We start from the raw sequence: 17,950 nt of genomic DNA, 5'->3' as shown, positions 1-17,950 counted from the left end.
TTTATCCTTATTCCCAATCTGCTTGTTGTTCTGGCGCAGCATGAAGAAAAGCTGGTAGTGTCAGGCAATATTGATAAATTGATTCGATTTTTGGAAATGCCGTAAGATCAACTTTAAAACGCTTGGCATTGTAAACTTGTGGTATTAAGCAGCAATCTGCAAAGCTAGGACGCTCGCCAAAGCAGAACTTTCCATTGGAAGCTTGCAACTGTGCTTCGAGACTATGGAAGCCTTCTAGAATCCAGTGCTTATACCAATGACTTTTTTGTTCATCGTTTAAATCAAGCTCATTTTGTAAATATTTCAAAACCCTTAAGTTATTTAACGGGTGAATATCCGATGCAATGGCTTGTGAAAAAGCACGAACTTTTGCGCGTTCAATTAAGTTTTTTGGAAGTAAGCTAGTATCTGGATAGTGCTCTTCCAAATATTCCAAAATACTTAAAGACTGTAAAAAAGCTTGGTCTTCGTCTATGAGTGTGGGTACAAGACAGCTTGGATTTAAAGCTTGATATTCAGCACTACGTTGTTCATTTTTAACTAAATGTATTGCTTCAGTCTCGTAGCTCAAACCCTTTAGATTCAATGCAATACGGACTCTAAATGCTGCTGAACTACGAAAATAACTATACAGTTTCATACTGTTCAGCCTCATGCTCAGCGAACGCAAATGTATGTGCGGCTAATATTGTATTTTCAACTTGACCGAAACCAACGCGAATGTCGTCTTTCTCACAGTAACCTTTCATGATGACGCGATCACCATCTTCAAGGAATCCGCGTTTTTCTCCGTTTGAAAGCGTTAGAGGTTTAGTTGTATTCCATGTTAATTCGAGCAAACTGCCATATGAATTCTCAGTCGGTCCAGAGATTGTGCCAGAGCCCATTAAATCACCAACTTGGACATTACATCCTGCAATAGTGTGATGTGTCAGTTGTTGAGCCATCGACCAATACATGTATTTAAAGTTAGTCTCACAAATGAGGTCTGTTTCTTTTGAGCGGGGACTTTGAACTTCTACACTGAGTTTGATGTCAAAACTATTTGCAACATTCTCTTGTAAATAGCAAAGTGGTTTTGGTTCTTGAACAGGTCCTTTGACTTTAAACGGTTCAAGTGCTTCCATCGTCACAACCCATGGTGAAATCGCACTCGCAAAGGTTTTTGCATTAAAAGGCCCTAATGGCACATATTCCCATTGTTGGATATCACGTGCAGACCAGTCGTTGAGTAAAACCATACCAAAGATATGATCCCAAGCATTTTCAATTGCAATAGGTTGACCGAGCTGTGTAGGTTTTCCGACGATAAATGCCGTTTCTAATTCGAAATCAAGTTTACGAGTCGCAGAAAAAATAGGGCGTTCGTCATTAGGTAACTTGATCTGTCCTGAAGGGCGAACGATATCCGTACCACTCACAATCACTGAGCTTGCACGGCCATTGTAACCGACTGGAAGTTCGCTCCAATTAGGCAGTAGTGCATTTTTAGGATCACGGAACATGGTACCTACATTGGTTGCATGTTCTTTAGATGAGTAGAAATCTGTATAACCTGGTACATGAATAGGTAAATGTAAAATAACGTTGTCTTGTTTGATTAAGACACGTTCTTTAAGTTCAGCATTATCTCGTAATAATGGATTCTCAGCAGATAAAAGAGCTTGTAAAGCTTTACGTACGGATTGCCACGAACTTTTACCTGATTCGATAAACTTATTCAAAGTTGGTTGATTAAAATAATTTTCTTTTCCATTAATTTCTAATAGCCCTTGTTCAGCAAGCTCTGCCAAATCAAGTACCCAATTACCGATTGCTACACCGACATGCTTTTCACCCTCAGGTGTTTTACTAAAAATACCGTAGGGTAAATTATGAATTGTGAAATCTGATTGAGGGTCAATTTCAATAAATGAAGTAAGTTTTTGAGCCATCATCTACTTTCCTTGTCTTTAATTTTGCTATGTCGTAGCTAAAAAATGCATTTGAGTTTGATTAATATTATTAAAAACATAGATGTAGAAGTGTTTTTAATGAATTTTGAGTCTTAATCAAACTACTAAAGTTTGCTGAATATCTTCCATCATACTTAAAAATTATAATTACGCAATACATAATTTAATTACTTATATCATAATTATTGTTATTTCTTTAATTTTCTGCTTAGATGCGCACTTACGAGAAAAGTAGATTAAATATTTTTCTATTTCATATAGGCAATAGTGATTAATTTATGATATACGTAATTTAATACAATAAAATTACGTGACAAGGATGAGAATAATCATATGTCAAAACTTGAGCAAGGAAACCTGAAACACGGTTTAAGCAATCGGCATATCCAACTTATTGCACTTGGTGGTGCAATTGGTACAGGATTGTTTCTTGGGATCTCACAATCAATCAAGCTAGCAGGACCATCAGTCATCCTGGGGTATGCAATTGCTGGATTTATCGCTTTTTTGATGATGCGACAATTAGGTGAAATGGTTGTACAAGAACCTGTAAGTGGTTCATTCAGTCATTTTGCTTATAAGTACTGGGGTTCATTTGCTGGCTTTATGTCGGGATGGAACTATTGGGTACTCAATATTTTAGTTTGTATGGCTGAATTAAGTGCGATTGGACTTTATATCCAATATTGGTGGCCAGAAATTCCGACATGGGCATCCGCACTGGTGTTTTTCCTTTTAATTAACGGTATCAATTTATTGCATGTTAAGCTTTTTGGTGAAATGGAGTTCTGGTTCTCTATCGTCAAAATTCTAGCTATATTAGCAATGATTGGCTTTGGATCTTATTTGTTAGCCACAGGTACAGCTGGACCTCAAGCTGGCATTAGTAACCTTTGGGCTCTGGGTGGATTTTTTCCATTTGGTGTTGAAGGTTTAGTAATGGCAATGGCTGTGATTATCTTCGCATTCGGTGGAATTGAATTGTTCGGTATCACAGCTGCTGAAGCTCGTGATCCAGATAAAACATTGCCAAAAGCGGTGAATCAAATTATCTATCGAATTCTGATTTTCTATATTGCGACGCTTTTTGTACTTTTTGCATTATTCCCTTGGAACCAAATGGCAGAAGGTGGTAGCCCATTTGTCATGGTATTTGCGTCATTGGATAGTCAAGGCGTAGCTACGATGCTCAATTTCGTTATTTTGACTGCAGCAGTGTCTGTTTATAACGGTACAAGCTATTGCAGCAGCCGTATGTTATTGGGTTTAGCTCAGCAAGGTAATGCACCGAAGTTCTTAAAGAAAATCAATAAAAATGGTATTCCAACAAATGCCGTATTGGTTTCAGCATTCGTAACAGTATTATGCGTGATCTTGAATTATATTTTCCCTGAAAAAGCATTTGGTTTATTGATGATGCTTGTGGTTGCAGCGATTGTGATCAACTGGATTGTTATTTCATGGACACATTTAAAATTCCGTAAAGCTATGTTGGCGCAAGGTGAAACAACTAAATTCCCAAGTATTGCGTATCCATTCAGTAACTATTTGTGCATCGTATTTATGCTGGGTATCTTGGTGGTTATGTCACTGACAGCTGATATGCGTATCGCAGTGATGATGATACCTGCATGGATTTTATGTCTAATGCTTGCGTATGCAGTGAAGTTGCGTAAATTGCGCAATGCTGAACCAAACGTGGTTTTGAATCCAGATGTTTAAATAGCACATTTCATAATGCATCTAAAAGGACTGAATGAATTTTCGGTCCTTTTTTATTTGTGTATTTTTCAGTTGGAGTTGTTATATCTATTGAGCAGAAATACGTTAAAATTTGAGCCTTATAAAATGAACATGCTAGTTGTTCATTTCAATCTTCAAATAGCAAAAGGCATTTGCATTGTTCCAGTCTTTAAACATCCAAACCCGACTGGGTGGTTTCTATCTGTTTTACTATTCGATAGTTGGAACATTCATGCCGTATTGGAACTTGTATTTACAAGACCAAGGCTTTAATTATCAAGAAATTGGTATTTTGTCTTCTATCGCAATTATTACGCGTTTTTTTGCACCATTAATCTGGGGATGGATCGCTGATAAGTCTGGTAAGCGAATGCTATTGGTTCGGATTGCAACGTGGATGGAAGCTTGTATTTGGTTTGCAATTTTTGTGATTCCAAACAGTTTTCAATCCGTTGCTTTGCTGATGTTGATCTTTAGTTTTTTTCAAAATGCAATCTTGGCTCAATTTGAGGGTGTCACTTTATTTTGGTTAGGTGAAAAAAGAGCGGAACTATATGGAAAAGTAAGGAAGTGGGGTTCTGTCGGTTTTATTGTAGGTGTTTTTGTGATTGGTGCGTTGTTGGAAATTATTCCAATTTCTATGTTGCCGATTTTGCTTTTAGCTGTTTCATTTCTTGCATTTTTATGGTCTTTTAGTATTAAAGAGCCTATACATGCGCCGAGTTCACAAAGGAAATTAGAGTCACTCATTCCTGTATTAAAAAAGCCGACTGTTGCAGCATTTTTTACGATTGAGTTTATTTTACTGTTTTCTCAGGCACCTTTTTATAGCTTTTACAGTAATTTCTTGAAAGAAATAGGATTTAGCACGACTCAAATTGGCAGTTTATGGGCAGCAGGTGTGATCGCTGAGATAGTGATGTTTGCTGTAGCGCAAAAGTTGTTCTTCACACGGTTTTCATGGCGTTCATTAGTGGCAGTGTGTCTAATTTTGACCAGTTTGCGCTGGTTTTTGGTTGGTGTTCTTACAACCAATTATTTCGGGCAGTTTCTAGCTCAATGCCTTCATGCATTTAGTTTTGGTTTATTCCATTTAATTGCAATGAAAGTGATTTTCCAAAACTTTTCACCTGAGCAACAAGGTCGTGGGCAGGCACTATACAGTACGATGTGGGGACTTGGAGTGGCTTCAGGAAGTTTACTGGCAGGGCATTATTGGCAACAATTAACTGGCGCAACAATTTTTTTATATGCAAGTGTAGTGGTGTTATTCGGATTATTGCTGATCTATTGGCTGCCGAATCGGGTGGAAGCAGCAGCCAAAAGTTAATTTAAATTTTAATATTTTGATACTGAGGCATCCAAGGTTGTGCTTGTTCTAATTGTGCTGCTAGTTTCAGTAATTGATCTTCACGTCCGAAAGGCGCAATAAATTGACTCCCTAAAGGCAAACCATTTTTATTCCAATATAGCGGTACGGACATAGCAGGTAAGCCCGTGACATTTGCTAATTGAGTAAATGGAACCCAGCTCAAATTATCCTGAACCATTTTATCGACGAGTTTTCCTTGAGCTAAATAATGTGCTTTCCCGACTTTGAGCAAAGCTTTTAAAATCGGCTTTTGCCAAGCAGAAGTAACAATTTCTCCATTTTTAGGAGCAACAGATGCTGTTGAGGGGGTTAGATACAGATCATATTGCTCAAAGAACAAGTTCATCTGTGTACTGTAGCTTCCCCAATTATTTAAAGTATGAATATATTCGGTTGCACTCGTTTTTGCTCCAAACGCTGCTAAAGCCACCGAATCAAGTTCGAAATCATCATCGGTCGTGTCTGACATTAATTTGATCTGTGCTTGCATATATGAGAATTGACTGAACCATGTAGTAATAAAATCTTTTGCGAGTTCAAGTCCATTAATTTGTGGGCGATCTTCAACAACAATATGCCCAAGTGATTCTAATAGTTTTGCTGTATGTTCGACGGCTTGCATCGCATCTTTCGATACCTTGGTGCCGATTGGGGATTGGGTATTAAAAGCAATTCTTAATTTCTTAGGAGCTTGTTGAATAATATCTATATATTTTTGTTCAGGTGATTGAATCCTAAACAGAGAGCTTTGTTCTGGCCCATGTACAGCATCAAGCATTGCTGCGCTATCTCGGACTGATTTAGACAAAACATGCTGCATTGCAGCACCATGCATCGCTTCACTGTATTGAGGTCCCCAAGGAGTTCGTCCTCGGCTCGGTTTTAATCCAAATAGTCCACAATAGGATGCAGGAATGCGAATAGATCCACCACCATCCCCAGCACCAGCAATAGGAACAATTCCAGCTGCTACAGCAGAAGCAGACCCTCCCGATGAGCCGCCGCTATTATGTTTTAAGTTCCATGGATTTCGGCATGCACCCCAAGCTTCAGGTTCAGTAATTCCTTTGATTCCGAACTCTGGGGTATTCGTGCGACCAAAAGTGATAATCCCCGCATTTTCCCAACGATTGACAATTTCTGCATTAAAGTCAGGCGTATAGTTGAATTTCTTTAGTGAATTGCTTCCATATGACGTTGGAACACCTTGGTATTCTTGAAATAAGTCTTTAACTAAAAAGGGAACACCAGCAAACGCCCCGTGACGCTCTTGCTGAGCGCGTTGTTTGGCTTGTTCATACATTGGAATGATAATGGCATTAAGTTTAGGATTTACCTTTTCATTACGCTCTAATGCAATCTTCAAAAGTTCAGAAGCATGGATCTCTTTATTTTTGACTAATGCGGCTAGTCCGAGACCATCATATTGTACATATTCAGAAAAATTCATGGCTTTTATCCCTAAAGCTAACTCTTTATAAAGTAAACAATATCTATTTTTTAAATATCTAGAATACCCGAAATAAATCGGATAACAATCAAATAAAATCCATATAAAAAATATTGTGTTTATATGGTTATGATTGGGTGATTTTAAATAAAAATATGCTAACTTAAGCCTATGCGACGTTAAGATGACGACTTTATTAAATCTATGAAAAATATTTATATTATTGGATTATTATGGGCTTGCTCGACATGGACTATGGCGGATACAGTCGTAACTGATAAAGCAACAACGGTACAACAAGCAGCGAAAGCAAATGCGATCCGTGTAACTACACGCCCTGAAATTATGGGGTTGTGGGGAATGGAAATTCCAAATAATAAGAAGTGTACCGAATACTACAATTTTCGAGGAATGAGCGATGTTGTGATTAAAAGCGGTAATGAGTGGTCATATGGCTTATATGACTATCAACCTTCAGAAGATCACAAAGAACGATTACCTGCTTTAATTTTGCAAATTAAATATGATAATAACGAAACTGATTGCTCAGGACAAAAACAGGATCAGACTGGAGAGGTTTCTCAATATTTCGTGAAATGGTCAAACGAACATACGATTGATTTCTGTGCTAATGAGAAAGGTGAGAAGTGTTTTGCGACCTTGCGTCGTGTGTTGCCATAATTTGTAGTTGATATAAAAAAGCCTCTTAATTTCTTAAGAGGCTTTTTTATTATGCTTTCTCAGCTTGCGGTTCAAGCTGCTTTAACAAATGTTTTTCTAAATAGTGAATATCCATTGCTTGTTCACAAAAGTTTTTATCTTTTAAGATTAAATCTTTGTGTAATGGAATATTGGTTTTGATGCCTGTCAAAATCATTTCATCAAGTGCTTGACGCATACGAGCTAAAGATGTTTCACGGTCTTTGCCATATGAAATTAGTTTTGCAATCATCGAGTCATAGTATGGCGGAATGCTATAACCCTGATAAATATGAGAGTCTAAGCGAATTCCTGCGCCACCAGGTGCATAAAAACTTTCAATTTTACCTGGTGATGGTAAGAATGTCGTTGGATCCTCTGCATTGATACGGCATTCGATCGCATGACCTTTCACTTCAACTTCATGCTGTTCGATATCTAGACCTAGACCTGCAGCAATTCGAAGTTGTTGTTCAATGATATCAATTCCAGTCACCATTTCAGTAACAGGATGTTCCACTTGAACACGTGTATTCATCTCGATAAAGAAGAATTCACCATCTTCAAACAAGAACTCAAATGTCCCAGCACCACGATATTGCATTAGCTTACAAGCATTTACACAAGCTTCAAGAATATCCGCACGCGCTTGTTCAGGTAAGTTTGGAGCAGGTGCTTCTTCTAGAACCTTCTGATGGCGACGTTGCAATGAACAGTCACGATCATATAGATGAATCGCATGACCATTACCATCACCTAGTACTTGTACTTCAACATGACGAGGTTTTTGCAGGAAACGTTCCATATAAACTGTATCGTCGCCAAACCACATCTCAGCATCACGTTGAGCGGCTTGAACAGACTCAAGTAATGTGTCGACACGTTCAACAATACGCATACCACGACCACCACCGCCAGCTGCCGCTTTCACGATCAATGGAAAGCCGATCTCACGTGCTTCAGCCAATGCATTGTGAATGGTAACAGCGTGATCACAGCCAGGAACAGTAGGTACGCCAGCTTTTTTCATTGCAATAATCGCGGAGACTTTATTCCCCATCAAACGAATATGCTCAGGTCGAGGACCAATGAAAATGAAGCCTGAGTTTTCTACAATTTCTGCGAATTCAGCATTTTCTGACAAGAAGCCATAACCAGGGTGAATCGCATCAGCACCTGTAATTTCTGCGGCAGTAATAATTGCAGGAATATTCAGATAGCTTTCGCTACTTGTACCTGGTCCAATACATACAGCTTCATCGACAAAGCGTAAATGCATTAAATCTTTATCTGCGTCTGAATAGATACCGACAGTTTTAATACCAAGTGTTTTACAAGCCCGAGTTATTCGTAAGGCGATTTCACCACGGTTTGCAATTAATACTTTCTGCAACATAGAAATCCCCAACTTATTAAGCGCGGTAGCGGAAAAGCGGTTGGCCGAATTGGATGACTTCACCATTTTTTACAAGAATTTCTTCAATCACACCGCTCTTGGTTGCTTCGATCGGGTTCATGATTTTCATTGCTTCGATGATTCCGAGTGTTTCACCAGCAGAAACGGTTTGACCGACATTAACAAATGGTGCTTCACCAGGGCTTGCAGCGGCATAGAACACACCAACCATTGGTGATGTTTCAACAGCACCACGAGGAGTTTTTGCTGCTGGAGCCGCTGGAGCTGCCGTTGTAGGCGCAGCCGCCACAGGTGCAGCAGCATACACTGGAGTAGGGCGAGTCAATGAAATAGATTGATCTCCTTCCTTAACTTCAATGGCTTGTAAGTCAGATTCAATCATCAAATCGATGAGTTTCTTGATTTTACGGATATCCATGAGTGCATGTTCCTACAATGTCTAAATTAGTTAGAAGATTGAATTTTTTCAATAGCGTAATCGAGTGCGAAGGAATAACCCTTAGCACCTAGGCCACAAATTACGCCAATGGCTTTATCGGATAGAAAAGAGTGATGTCTGAATGCTTCACGAGCGTGAACATTGGACAAATGAACTTCAACAAAAGGGATTGCAACACCCAATAATGCATCTCGCAAAGCGACAGAAGTGTGGGTGAGTGCAGCTGGGTTAATGATGATAAACTTTACACCTTCAGTTTGTGCTTGATGAATACGATCAACAATTGCACCTTCCCAGTTGCTTTGGAATGTTTCTAATGTAAGAGATGAATCTTTGGCTTGAGCAATTAATTGTTGGTTAATATCGTCTAGCGTGAGATAACCATATACTTCTGGTTCTCGCTTACCTAGCAAGTTCAAATTCGGTCCGTGAATCACCAAAATGGTTGAGCTCATTTAGCCTGCTCCAATTTTAAAATTGCAAATTTAATTTGCAAGATGTCTGCAAAGTTTGCTTATTATGGCACAAAATTCTGCAATTTTTTTATAATTTCTTTTACTGAGTGAAGAAAATTGCATGCCAAGCATGGTGCATATAATGAAAACTTTGCAAGGAAATCGCAATGTTAAAATATGACAAAAAATAGGTTTATTTATTTTTAAAACATTTTAAACCGAACTCACCCGAATCGTTCATGAGATTTGTGTAACTGATGAGTCAATCACTTATAAGTCTTATTTTGATCATAACTTAAGTGAGTGAAAGTGTTGATTTTTTAAACATGATTGAGGCGATATTTAAACATCTCTTAAGATTAAAGCATTGTTTTAATGGGAGTTGTATTGTGCTTTTGTCTACTGCAATCGAGTATGAGAAAATTGCTTTTTGATATTAGAAAATTATGAAAGCTTATAAAATGTTCACTTTGAAAATAGTATTTCTCTTAAACAATTATGCAGATTCGTATAAATTGTAAGTTGGCAAAAATGATGAATTTTCACATTTGTTATGGCAGTTAATGACATGAAAATGTCCGAAAAAGATATCTATTGCTTCGATAATATACTTCCTACTTAAGAGACAACTTTCGATTGGCGTAGTATCTCTTATGGGTCTTTCAAAGCTGTCTTTCAATTGAAGACAGCTTTTTTTTGTCTTTAATTTACTGATGCTGTTTTATAAATCTGAGGTAGTAGACAATTTTGAGCGAGTTCAGTAGATATTTCGGATGATGATTCTAAGGCATTCCATTGCTGCATTTGCTCAAACAACCATTCAAAGTCAGTGACTTTGGGTTGTGCATCATTTTCAATCAGATGGCGAACTATATTTTGTATGGCATGATATTTCTCCACATGCACTTCTTCAGAACATTCAAACTGAATAATATCGAATTCGACTAAAAGGTCCCAAATTGGCGCAAAGTCTTCAATCGATTTAAGCTCTTGCTGTGCTTTGATTAAAGCTCGAGTGAGTGAGATTAATGTATTCGGATGCTGTTCTGCCCAATCATGTGTCACAGCAAGTACTTTATCTGCGACATTTGGGATAATTTGCTGACTTGAACATACAATTTGTCCTAATCCTGCTAGTTCAGCTTGGGTATTCCAAGGCTCACCCACACAGAAACCATCGACTAAATGAGTGCTTAGTGCTTCTACCATATACGATGGCGGTAAGGTTTTTACTTGAATGTTTTTTGCAAGTTCCCTATCTGCCAAAGCAAGCCATTCTTTTAAACAATAATGATGGATAGAATGTTGAAACACATGCGCGAGTGAAACAGGATGATTTTGTTTAAGATAATCTGCTAACTTTTGAGCAGATTGTTCCGCAGTATCGTCTTTTTGAATCTGTAATTGATAACATAGTTTCTGACTCAGGCTAATAAAAGCACGGCTCTCGCTTAAGACCAATGGTGTTTGTAAGGGAATACCTATCTGATCATTGCCAATTGCAGCAGCAGGTAACATAGCAGATAAGCAATGTGCAGCATCGAGTAAACCAAATGCCAGTCGATCGCGTAAACTTGCCCAAGAAGCCTCTTTGATCAGGCGAACATTTAATCCTTCTTCATCAAAAAAACCGCGTTGTTTAGCCCAAAGCAGTGCTACGCAATCAAGTAAAGGAATATAACCAAGTTGCAATTCTGTTTTTTCTAAACTGCTCATTTATTCATCCTTTAGTTGATTGTTTAAAAGCTCTTGTGCATCGAGTAGACGACGTGCCATTTCACCGATGGTCATACGATGACTCATCGCATTTTTTCTTAATAATTGGAATGCTGTATCTTCAGTGAGACCGTGAAGTTGCATCAGTAAAACTTTCGCTTTTTCAATATCTTTTCGATCTGCGAGTTTTGTTTTTGCATCTTTTAGATCACATTCAAGTTTTTTATGCTTTTTATATTGCTCAATCGAAATGTCCAGAATGGTATGTAAACGACTTGGATCGATACCATCAACAATATAGGCAGTGATGCCTGCATCAATTGCTTGTTTGATGGTGTCTTTGTCAGTGTTTTTAGTAAAGAGTACAGTGGGTAGGTCAAAGTTACTTACACAGCTTTCAATAACGTCACGATGTGGATGATCCATATCGAGCAAAATGACATCTGCTTGAAGATGTTCCAATTTGAAAATATTCAGGTGATCAAGAGTAAAGCAAGCAACAACATCAAAATCATGTTCAATTAAACAAGTTTTGATGTATTCAGCTCGGGCTTGATCATCATCAATAAGTGCGATTCTGAGTTTCGGCATAAGTATAAAGATCAAACGATAAGTGTGTGTGCATTTAAGACGATGCACGATGAATGTTGTTTTAAAAGCAAAATTGGTGCCATTGGAGTTATTCTTATTCGGTGCAATCGCTCCTTTAGCATCTACATTATGCGCTTTATTGTATCGTTCATTGATTTCAGAACCAAAGAAAATTTAGAACTATGTTTTAAAACCATAAAATGTATTGTTTTGGTGCGTAAAAAGAGTTCTTTTGAAGCAGAAAGAATTGTGCTTTAAAACGGGTCATCCTCATAAAGCCCTATTTTGTATAGGGGTAAAATGTAGTGCTTAAGCTATTTTTATTTATAAAAATCATTAAAAAACAATAATTAATATAATTTATTGCTTTGCTTTCTTAAAGTTGGCATAGCATTTGCTAAATATTTATTGAGTCAAAGACGACTTTCCAAAAAATTGTAAGACGGCCAACGATGTCCGATCTGATCGGTTTGTTCACACAGATTGCTGTGTCAACAAAGCAATATACGTTCAGTATGGGAGATGGCAATGTCTTTAGATTTATCGGCAAAAAAAGCCACATCAATAAAGTTATTTAACTTTTCTGCACCAGCGATGCGGGCATTCCACATGAGTTGGCTTGCTTTCTTCGTTTGTTTCTTTGCTTGGTTTGCATGTGCACCTTTAATGCCAGTCATTGCAGGTGAATTTCATCTGACTAAAGATCAAATCGCAAATATCAATATCGCAGCAGTCGCAATTACCATCTTAGTCCGTTTGATCGTTGGTCCTTTATGTGACAAGTACGGACCACGTAAAACATATACCGCTTTGTTGATTATCGGCAGTATCCCCGTTTTTGGTGTCGCTTCTGCAAATAGTTATGAATCATTTCTGTTCTTTCGCCTATTAATTGGTGCAATTGGTGCGAGTTTTGTGATTACGCAATACCACACTAGCATCATGTTTGCTCCAAATGTCGTGGGAACTGCAAACGCAGCCTCAGCTGGTTGGGGTAATGCTGGTGGTGGGGCAACACAAGCACTCATGCCGTTATTACTATCTGCATTGGTGATGTTTGGTGTTGAGCAAGCATTTGGTTGGAGACTCGCACTAATCGTTCCAGGTGTCATGATGGTGATCGTAGGTTTCCTTTACTGGAAGTTTACTCAAGATTGTCCTCAAGGTGATTTCAAAGAGTTACGTGCTCAAGGTGTAGTTGTTGGTAGCGATAAAAAAGGTGGTCTAGCAATCTTAATGCATGCTGCACGTAACTACCGCGTATGGATTCTCTTCTTCTCATATGCAGCTTGTTTCGGTATCGAAATCTTTATCCATAACATCATTGCAATGTACTACGTCGAACACTTTAGTTTTGGATTAAAAGAGGCTGGTTTAGCAGCAGGTATCTTTGGTTTGCTCGCATTATTTGCCCGTGCATTGGGTGGGATTCTTTCAGACAAAGTTGCACTCAAAAAAGGCTTGGATGGTCGTACTAAAGTACTGTTTGGATTGATTCTTGGCGAAGGGCTTTTCTTAATGTTGTTCTCGCAAATGAATGGACCTGTACTCGCTATTCTCGTAATGACGGTATTTGCATTATTCACACACATGGCATGTGGTGCGACTTATGCGCTTGTTCCATTCATTGATCGTGAAGCGCTAGGTGGTGTTGCAGGCATCATCGGTGCAGGTGGAAACGTTGGTGCAGTGGCAGCAGGTTTCTTACTGAAAGGTATGTTGGATATTCAAACTTGTTTAATGGTTTTAGGTGGCTTAGTGGTCATTGCTGCGAGTTCGGTCATGCTTATCCGATTTTCGGTAGAGCATAAAGAAAAAGAACAACGTTTATTTGAACAAGCAATTTTAGAACGTGGCTCAGAACAAAACAGCGCAGCTTAATCTCAGATTAGATTTTAGGAGAAACACAATGAAATTAGTGATGATTGGTCACGGTATGGTGGGTCATAAATTCATCGAAGCCATCTTAGAGAAAGCTGATGATGAATTAGAGATAACAATTCTTGCTGAAGAACCACGTATTGCATATGACCGCGTACATTTGACTGAATATTTTTCAGGTAAAACAGCGAAAGATTTATCACTTGCTCGTTTCGATTTTGCCGATGCTCATGGTATCGATTTAAGACTAAATACCAAAGCTATTGCAATTGATACAAAAGAACAAACAGTGACAACTAGTATGGGTGATGTCATCAGTTACGACAAACTTGTACTGGCAACTGGTTCATATGCTTTCGTTCCGCCAATTGCAGGTAATGATCGTGAAAATTGCTTTGTATATCGTACCATCGAAGATTTAGATGCGATCCGTGCTGCAAGCCTAAACGCGACATCAGGTGTGGTGATCGGTGGTGGTTTACTCGGTTTGGAAGCGGCTAAAGCTTTACGTGATTTAAATCTTGAAACACATGTAGTTGAATTTGCTCCACGTTTGATGGCGGTTCAAATCGATGATTTGGGTGGTAAAGTATTACGCCGTAAAATCGAAAACTTAGGTGTAAAAGTTCACACACAAAAAGCAACGCAATGTATCGAAGCTGGCAATAATGCTAAGCATGTAATGAAATTTGCTGATGGTAGTGAGCTTGAAACGGATGTGATTTTATTCTCTGCGGGGATTCGCCCACGTGATGAATTAGCACGTTCAAGCGGTTTAGCACTTGGGGAGCGTGGTGGTATCAAGATCAATGATTACTGCCAAACCTCTGATGAAAATATTTACGCAATTGGTGAATGTGCGCTTTGGGACAATAAAATCTATGGTCTCGTTGCGCCGGGCTATGACATGGCGCGTATTGCAGCCAAGCATATCTTAGCTGAAGAAACACATTGTTTCGCTGGTGCTGATATGAGCACTAAGTTGAAATTGATGGGTGTAGATGTGGCATCGGTTGGTGATGCTCATGGCATGACACCGAATTCGCTTAGCTATTTCTATGCTGATGAAGATGCATTAGTTTATAAGAAAATCGTTGTAGATGCAGATAAAACCAAATTACTGGGTGCAGTACTTGTTGGTGATGCAAAAGAATATAACGATCTTTTACAAATGATGTTGAATGGTATCGCATTGCCAGAAACACCTGAAAGCTTAATCATGCCAGGATTTGCTGATTCTGGTGCGAAAGCGGGCGGTAGCGGTGTGGATTTACTTCCAGACAGTGCAACGATTTGTTCATGTAACAACGTGTCGAAAGCAGATATTTGCCAAGCGATTTGTGATGGTTCGACCTCTTTAGGTGCTTTAAAGAAATGTACTAAAGCAGCAACAGCATGTGGTGGTTGTGCGCCATTAGTTACTCAAGTTTTAAAGTCTGAGTTACAACGTCAAGGTGTAACGGTTAATAACCATGTTTGTGAGCACTTCCCATATTCACGCCAAGAGATTTATCACTTAGTCCGTGTAAATGAAATCAAAACGTTTGATGATTTGATTCAACAACATGGTCATGGTTTAGGTTGTGATATCTGTAAACCAATGACAGCGAACATTTTGGCATCGTGCTGGAATGACTTTGTATTGGAACCAACGCACGCAGGTCTACAAGACAGTAATGACTACTACTTGGGAAATATCCAAAAGGATGGTTCATACTCAGTTGTACCGCGTATGGCAGGTGGTGAAGTTACTCCAGATGGTTTGATTGCTGTAGGTCAAATTGCTAAAAAATATAACCTGTATACCAAAATTACAGGTGGTCAACGCGTTGATTTATTTGGTGCACAACTACACGAGCTACCATTTATTTGGGAAGAATTGAATGCAGCAGGCTTCGAGTCAGGTCATGCTTACGGTAAATCATTGCGTACAGTGAAATCATGCGTAGGTAGCACGTGGTGCCGTTATGGCGTAGATGATTCTGTTGGTTTAGCGATTGAATTAGAAAATCGCTACAAAGGCTTACGCTCACCGCACAAACTAAAAATGGCTGTCTCGGGTTGTACGCGTGAGTGTGCTGAAGCACAAGGTAAAGATGTTGGTGTCATTGCGACAGAAAAAGGCTGGAACTTGTATGTGTGTGGTAATGGTGGAATGAAACCACGCCATGCAGAGCTTTTAGCTTCTGATCTAGATACTGAAACTTTGATTCGTTATATCGATCGCTTCTTTATGTTCTATATCCAAACTGCTGATCGTTTACAACGTACCAGTGTATGGCGTGACAACATGGAAGGTGGTTTAGATTATCTCAAAGCTGTGATTGTTGATGATTCGCTTGGTCTTGCAGAAGAACTTGAAAACCGCATGGCGCATGTCATTGGAACGTATCAAGACGAATGGCGTACTGCGGTAGAGAATCCTGAGATTCGTAAACGCTTCCAAACTTACATTAATGCAAGCGCTGAAGAGCAAGCTGATCCATATATTCAATTTACTGAAGTGCGTGATCAGATCCGTCCATTAAATGAAGCTGAGCGTTCAGTTGATCGTATCCCGATGGTAGAAGCATAAGGAGAATCAAAATGACAAATCTAAAAGACATGAATATGCTTCCAGAAAATCAATGGATTGATGTGTGTCATCTTGATGACATCACGCCAAATACAGGTGTAGGTGCACTTATTGCAGGTCAATCCGTTGCTTTATTCCGCGTAGGGAACGAAAAACGTATTTATGCATTAAGTAATAAAGATCCGTTTAGCCAAGCAAATGTAATGGCGCGCGGTATTATTGGTGATTTGCAAGGTGAGCGTGTTATTGCCTCACCGATTTACAAACAACACTTCAGTTTAGCAACAGGTCGATGCCTAGAAGATAAAGATCAAAAGCTTTCTGTTTTTCCAACCAAAATCGAAAATGGTCGAGTTTGGGTAGGTACTGTTCCGCAAAAAACTTATATTACCAATAATGGTGTTTCTCAAGAAAAACTGAAGCTCGTTTTGATTGGTAATGGTTTGGCTGGAATGCGCTGTCTAGAGGATTTACTCGACATGGCACCTGATCGTTATGATGTGACGGTGATTGGTGAAGAGCCTTGGGGTAACTATAACCGTATCATGCTTTCACCAGTGCTTTCTGGTGAGAAAACTATTGATGACATTATGTTGCATCCACATGCATGGTACAGCGATAAGGGCATCAAATTTATTGCTGACGATCCTGCTATAAAAATCGATCGTACTCGTAAAGTAGTGCATACACAAAAAGGCGAAAGTGTCGATTACGATCGTTTGATTATTGCAACAGGTTCATCTCCATTTATCCCACCTGTACAAGGCGTAGATTTGAAAGGTGTGATCAGCTTCCGTGATATTTATGATGTCAATACCATGATTAAATATTGCGAAACGAAGAAAAATGCTGTGGTGATTGGTGGTGGTTTGCTTGGCTTAGAAGCAGCTTACGGTCTCAAGCAACGTGGCATGAATGTCACTGTTCTTCATTTGATGGATCGCATTATGGAGCGTCAGCTTGATGGTCGTGCGAGTCGTATGTTGCGTCAAAGTATTGAAGAAAAAGGGATTAATATTATCACTGAGGCAAATACTGAAGCATTGATTGGTAAAGATTGTCATGTTAACCAAGTACGTCTGAAAGATGGCACAGTGTTGGATGCCGACCTTGTCGTATTTGCTGTAGGTATTCGTCCGAATATTGCTTTGGCTCAAAGTGCTGGTTTACGTTGTAATCGTGGTATTTTGGTCAATGATACGATGCAAACATTTGACCCAAGTATTTATGCAGTGGGTGAATGTATTGAGCATCGTAATCAGACTTTTGGTCTTGTAGAGCCATTGTGGGGACAAGCATTTATCTGTGCAACACACTTGGCAGAACACGGTAGTTTAACTTTCAAATCACCAACCGTTCCGACTCAGCTTAAAGTTAGTGGTGTTGATGTATTCTCGGCTGGAAATTTTGAACCGAAAGAAGATTACGAAGACATTATCCTGAATGATGAAAAACGACAAATTTACAAGCGTATCATTATTCAGAAAGATAAAGTCATCGGTGCAGTACTGTTCGGTGATACTGAAGATGGCATGTGGTATGCGGAATTGATTGCAGATCAAACACCAATTTCAACATTTAGAAATAAATTGTTATTTGGTAAGGATTTTGCAATGAAGAAAGCAGGTTAATCATCTTTGGGGTTTAGGTTCCTCGG

At 38.9% G+C, this 17,950-nt stretch carries 15 protein-coding genes; 7 read left to right on the top strand and 8 right to left on the bottom strand.

What is annotated here, in order from left to right; translation table 11 throughout:
- Positions 1-7 precede the first annotated feature (7 nt).
- Both maiA and fahA read right to left on the bottom strand, forming a co-directional pair.
- Entirely contained in the window at positions 8-640 is a 633-nt protein-coding gene (gene maiA, locus H2677_RS08630) for a maleylacetoacetate isomerase (protein WP_199955106.1), read from the bottom strand.
- A complete protein-coding gene (gene fahA, locus H2677_RS08625) occupies positions 627-1,934 on the bottom strand; it encodes a fumarylacetoacetase (RefSeq protein ID WP_212639598.1) in 1,308 nt (435 codons plus the stop codon). Before fahA ends, maiA begins: the two co-directional genes overlap by 14 nt.
- A gap of 354 nt (positions 1,935-2,288) precedes the next feature.
- Between fahA and H2677_RS08620 the strand changes: the two genes are divergently transcribed.
- Together H2677_RS08620 and H2677_RS08615 are read left to right on the top strand one after the other, a co-directional pair.
- On the top strand, positions 2,289-3,677 hold the full coding sequence (locus tag H2677_RS08620; protein WP_004954630.1) for an amino acid permease: 1,389 nt from the start codon (positions 2,289-2,291) through the stop codon (positions 3,675-3,677).
- 178 nt (positions 3,678-3,855) lie between these two features.
- Positions 3,856-5,028, top strand: coding sequence for an MFS transporter (locus H2677_RS08615; protein ID WP_212638327.1), 1,173 nt, complete (start codon positions 3,856-3,858; stop codon positions 5,026-5,028).
- Between the two features lies 1 nt (position 5,029).
- Here the strand turns inward: H2677_RS08615 and H2677_RS08610 are convergent, their stop codons facing one another.
- Positions 5,030-6,520 carry an amidase gene (locus tag H2677_RS08610; RefSeq protein WP_212638326.1) on the bottom strand — a complete coding sequence of 497 codons (1,491 nt, stop codon included), beginning with the start codon at positions 6,518-6,520 and terminating at the stop codon, positions 5,030-5,032.
- A gap of 204 nt (positions 6,521-6,724) precedes the next feature.
- On the opposite strand from H2677_RS08610, the gene H2677_RS08605 reads away from it, so the two are divergent.
- Positions 6,725-7,201 carry a hypothetical protein gene (locus H2677_RS08605; RefSeq protein ID WP_004915526.1) on the top strand — a complete coding sequence of 159 codons (477 nt, stop codon included), beginning with the start codon at positions 6,725-6,727 and terminating at the stop codon, positions 7,199-7,201.
- A gap of 49 nt (positions 7,202-7,250) precedes the next feature.
- Here the strand turns inward: H2677_RS08605 and accC are convergent, their stop codons facing one another.
- From accC to H2677_RS08580, 5 genes are all read right to left on the bottom strand, one after another.
- Positions 7,251-8,615 (bottom strand): acetyl-CoA carboxylase biotin carboxylase subunit, encoded by a 1,365-nt coding sequence (accC, locus tag H2677_RS08600; protein WP_004915529.1) that lies wholly within the window; start codon positions 8,613-8,615, stop codon positions 7,251-7,253.
- A gap of 16 nt (positions 8,616-8,631) precedes the next feature.
- Positions 8,632-9,054 (bottom strand): acetyl-CoA carboxylase biotin carboxyl carrier protein, encoded by a 423-nt coding sequence (accB, locus tag H2677_RS08595; RefSeq protein WP_004915532.1) that lies wholly within the window; start codon positions 9,052-9,054, stop codon positions 8,632-8,634.
- 26 nt (positions 9,055-9,080) lie between these two features.
- Complete coding sequence (gene aroQ / locus H2677_RS08590) at positions 9,081-9,530, bottom strand: type II 3-dehydroquinate dehydratase (RefSeq protein WP_004954622.1); 450 nt, start codon at positions 9,528-9,530, stop codon at positions 9,081-9,083.
- A 702-nt stretch (positions 9,531-10,232) separates the two neighbouring features.
- Entirely contained in the window at positions 10,233-11,246 is a 1,014-nt protein-coding gene (locus tag H2677_RS08585) for an ABC transporter substrate-binding protein (RefSeq protein ID WP_212638325.1), read from the bottom strand.
- The gene (locus tag H2677_RS08580) at positions 11,247-11,837 is read right to left on the bottom strand and encodes an ANTAR domain-containing response regulator (protein WP_004915545.1); all 591 of its coding nucleotides are present in this window, start codon (positions 11,835-11,837) and stop codon (positions 11,247-11,249) included.
- Between the two features lie 49 nt (positions 11,838-11,886).
- Between H2677_RS08580 and H2677_RS16130 the strand changes: the two genes are divergently transcribed.
- The 4 genes from H2677_RS16130 (at position 11,887) to nirD (ending at position 17,924) form a co-directional block, all read left to right on the top strand.
- Complete coding sequence (locus tag H2677_RS16130; RefSeq protein ID WP_017397303.1) at positions 11,887-12,015, top strand: hypothetical protein; 129 nt, start codon at positions 11,887-11,889, stop codon at positions 12,013-12,015.
- A gap of 350 nt (positions 12,016-12,365) precedes the next feature.
- A complete protein-coding gene (locus tag H2677_RS08575) occupies positions 12,366-13,718 on the top strand; it encodes an MFS transporter (protein ID WP_004915549.1) in 1,353 nt (450 codons plus the stop codon).
- Between the two features lie 28 nt (positions 13,719-13,746).
- A complete protein-coding gene (gene nirB, locus H2677_RS08570; protein WP_004954617.1) occupies positions 13,747-16,293 on the top strand; it encodes a nitrite reductase large subunit NirB in 2,547 nt (848 codons plus the stop codon).
- An 11-nt stretch (positions 16,294-16,304) separates the two neighbouring features.
- The gene (nirD, locus tag H2677_RS08565) at positions 16,305-17,924 is read left to right on the top strand and encodes a nitrite reductase small subunit NirD (protein ID WP_212638324.1); all 1,620 of its coding nucleotides are present in this window, start codon (positions 16,305-16,307) and stop codon (positions 17,922-17,924) included.
- The last annotated feature ends 26 nt before the right edge of the window (positions 17,925-17,950 follow it).

Source organism: Acinetobacter junii, assembly GCF_018336855.1.
Classification (GTDB): Bacteria; Pseudomonadota; Gammaproteobacteria; order Pseudomonadales; family Moraxellaceae; genus Acinetobacter; species Acinetobacter junii.
This window is presented reverse-complemented; position numbering and strand designations above follow the sequence as displayed.

Excerpts from the sequence above, each read along its gene's own strand:
- maiA (WP_199955106.1), bottom strand. The coding sequence starts at position 640 with ATGAAACTGTATAGTTATTTTCGTAGTTCAGCAGCATTTAGAGTCCGT.
- fahA (WP_212639598.1), bottom strand. The coding sequence starts at position 1,934 with ATGGCTCAAAAACTTACTTCATTTATTGAAATTGACCCTCAATCAGAT.
- H2677_RS08620 (WP_004954630.1), top strand. The coding sequence starts at position 2,289 with ATGTCAAAACTTGAGCAAGGAAACCTGAAACACGGTTTAAGCAATCGG.
- H2677_RS08610 (WP_212638326.1), bottom strand. The coding sequence starts at position 6,520 with ATGAATTTTTCTGAATATGTACAATATGATGGTCTCGGACTAGCCGCA.
- H2677_RS08605 (WP_004915526.1), top strand. The coding sequence starts at position 6,725 with ATGAAAAATATTTATATTATTGGATTATTATGGGCTTGCTCGACATGG.
- accC (WP_004915529.1), bottom strand. The coding sequence starts at position 8,615 with ATGTTGCAGAAAGTATTAATTGCAAACCGTGGTGAAATCGCCTTACGA.
- accB (WP_004915532.1), bottom strand. The coding sequence starts at position 9,054 with ATGGATATCCGTAAAATCAAGAAACTCATCGATTTGATGATTGAATCT.
- aroQ (WP_004954622.1), bottom strand. The coding sequence starts at position 9,530 with ATGAGCTCAACCATTTTGGTGATTCACGGACCGAATTTGAACTTGCTA.
- H2677_RS08585 (WP_212638325.1), bottom strand. The coding sequence starts at position 11,246 with ATGAGCAGTTTAGAAAAAACAGAATTGCAACTTGGTTATATTCCTTTA.
- H2677_RS08580 (WP_004915545.1), bottom strand. The coding sequence starts at position 11,837 with ATGCCGAAACTCAGAATCGCACTTATTGATGATGATCAAGCCCGAGCT.
- H2677_RS16130 (WP_017397303.1), top strand. The coding sequence starts at position 11,887 with ATGAATGTTGTTTTAAAAGCAAAATTGGTGCCATTGGAGTTATTCTTA.
- H2677_RS08575 (WP_004915549.1), top strand. The coding sequence starts at position 12,366 with ATGTCTTTAGATTTATCGGCAAAAAAAGCCACATCAATAAAGTTATTT.
- nirB (WP_004954617.1), top strand. The coding sequence starts at position 13,747 with ATGAAATTAGTGATGATTGGTCACGGTATGGTGGGTCATAAATTCATC.
- nirD (WP_212638324.1), top strand. The coding sequence starts at position 16,305 with ATGACAAATCTAAAAGACATGAATATGCTTCCAGAAAATCAATGGATT.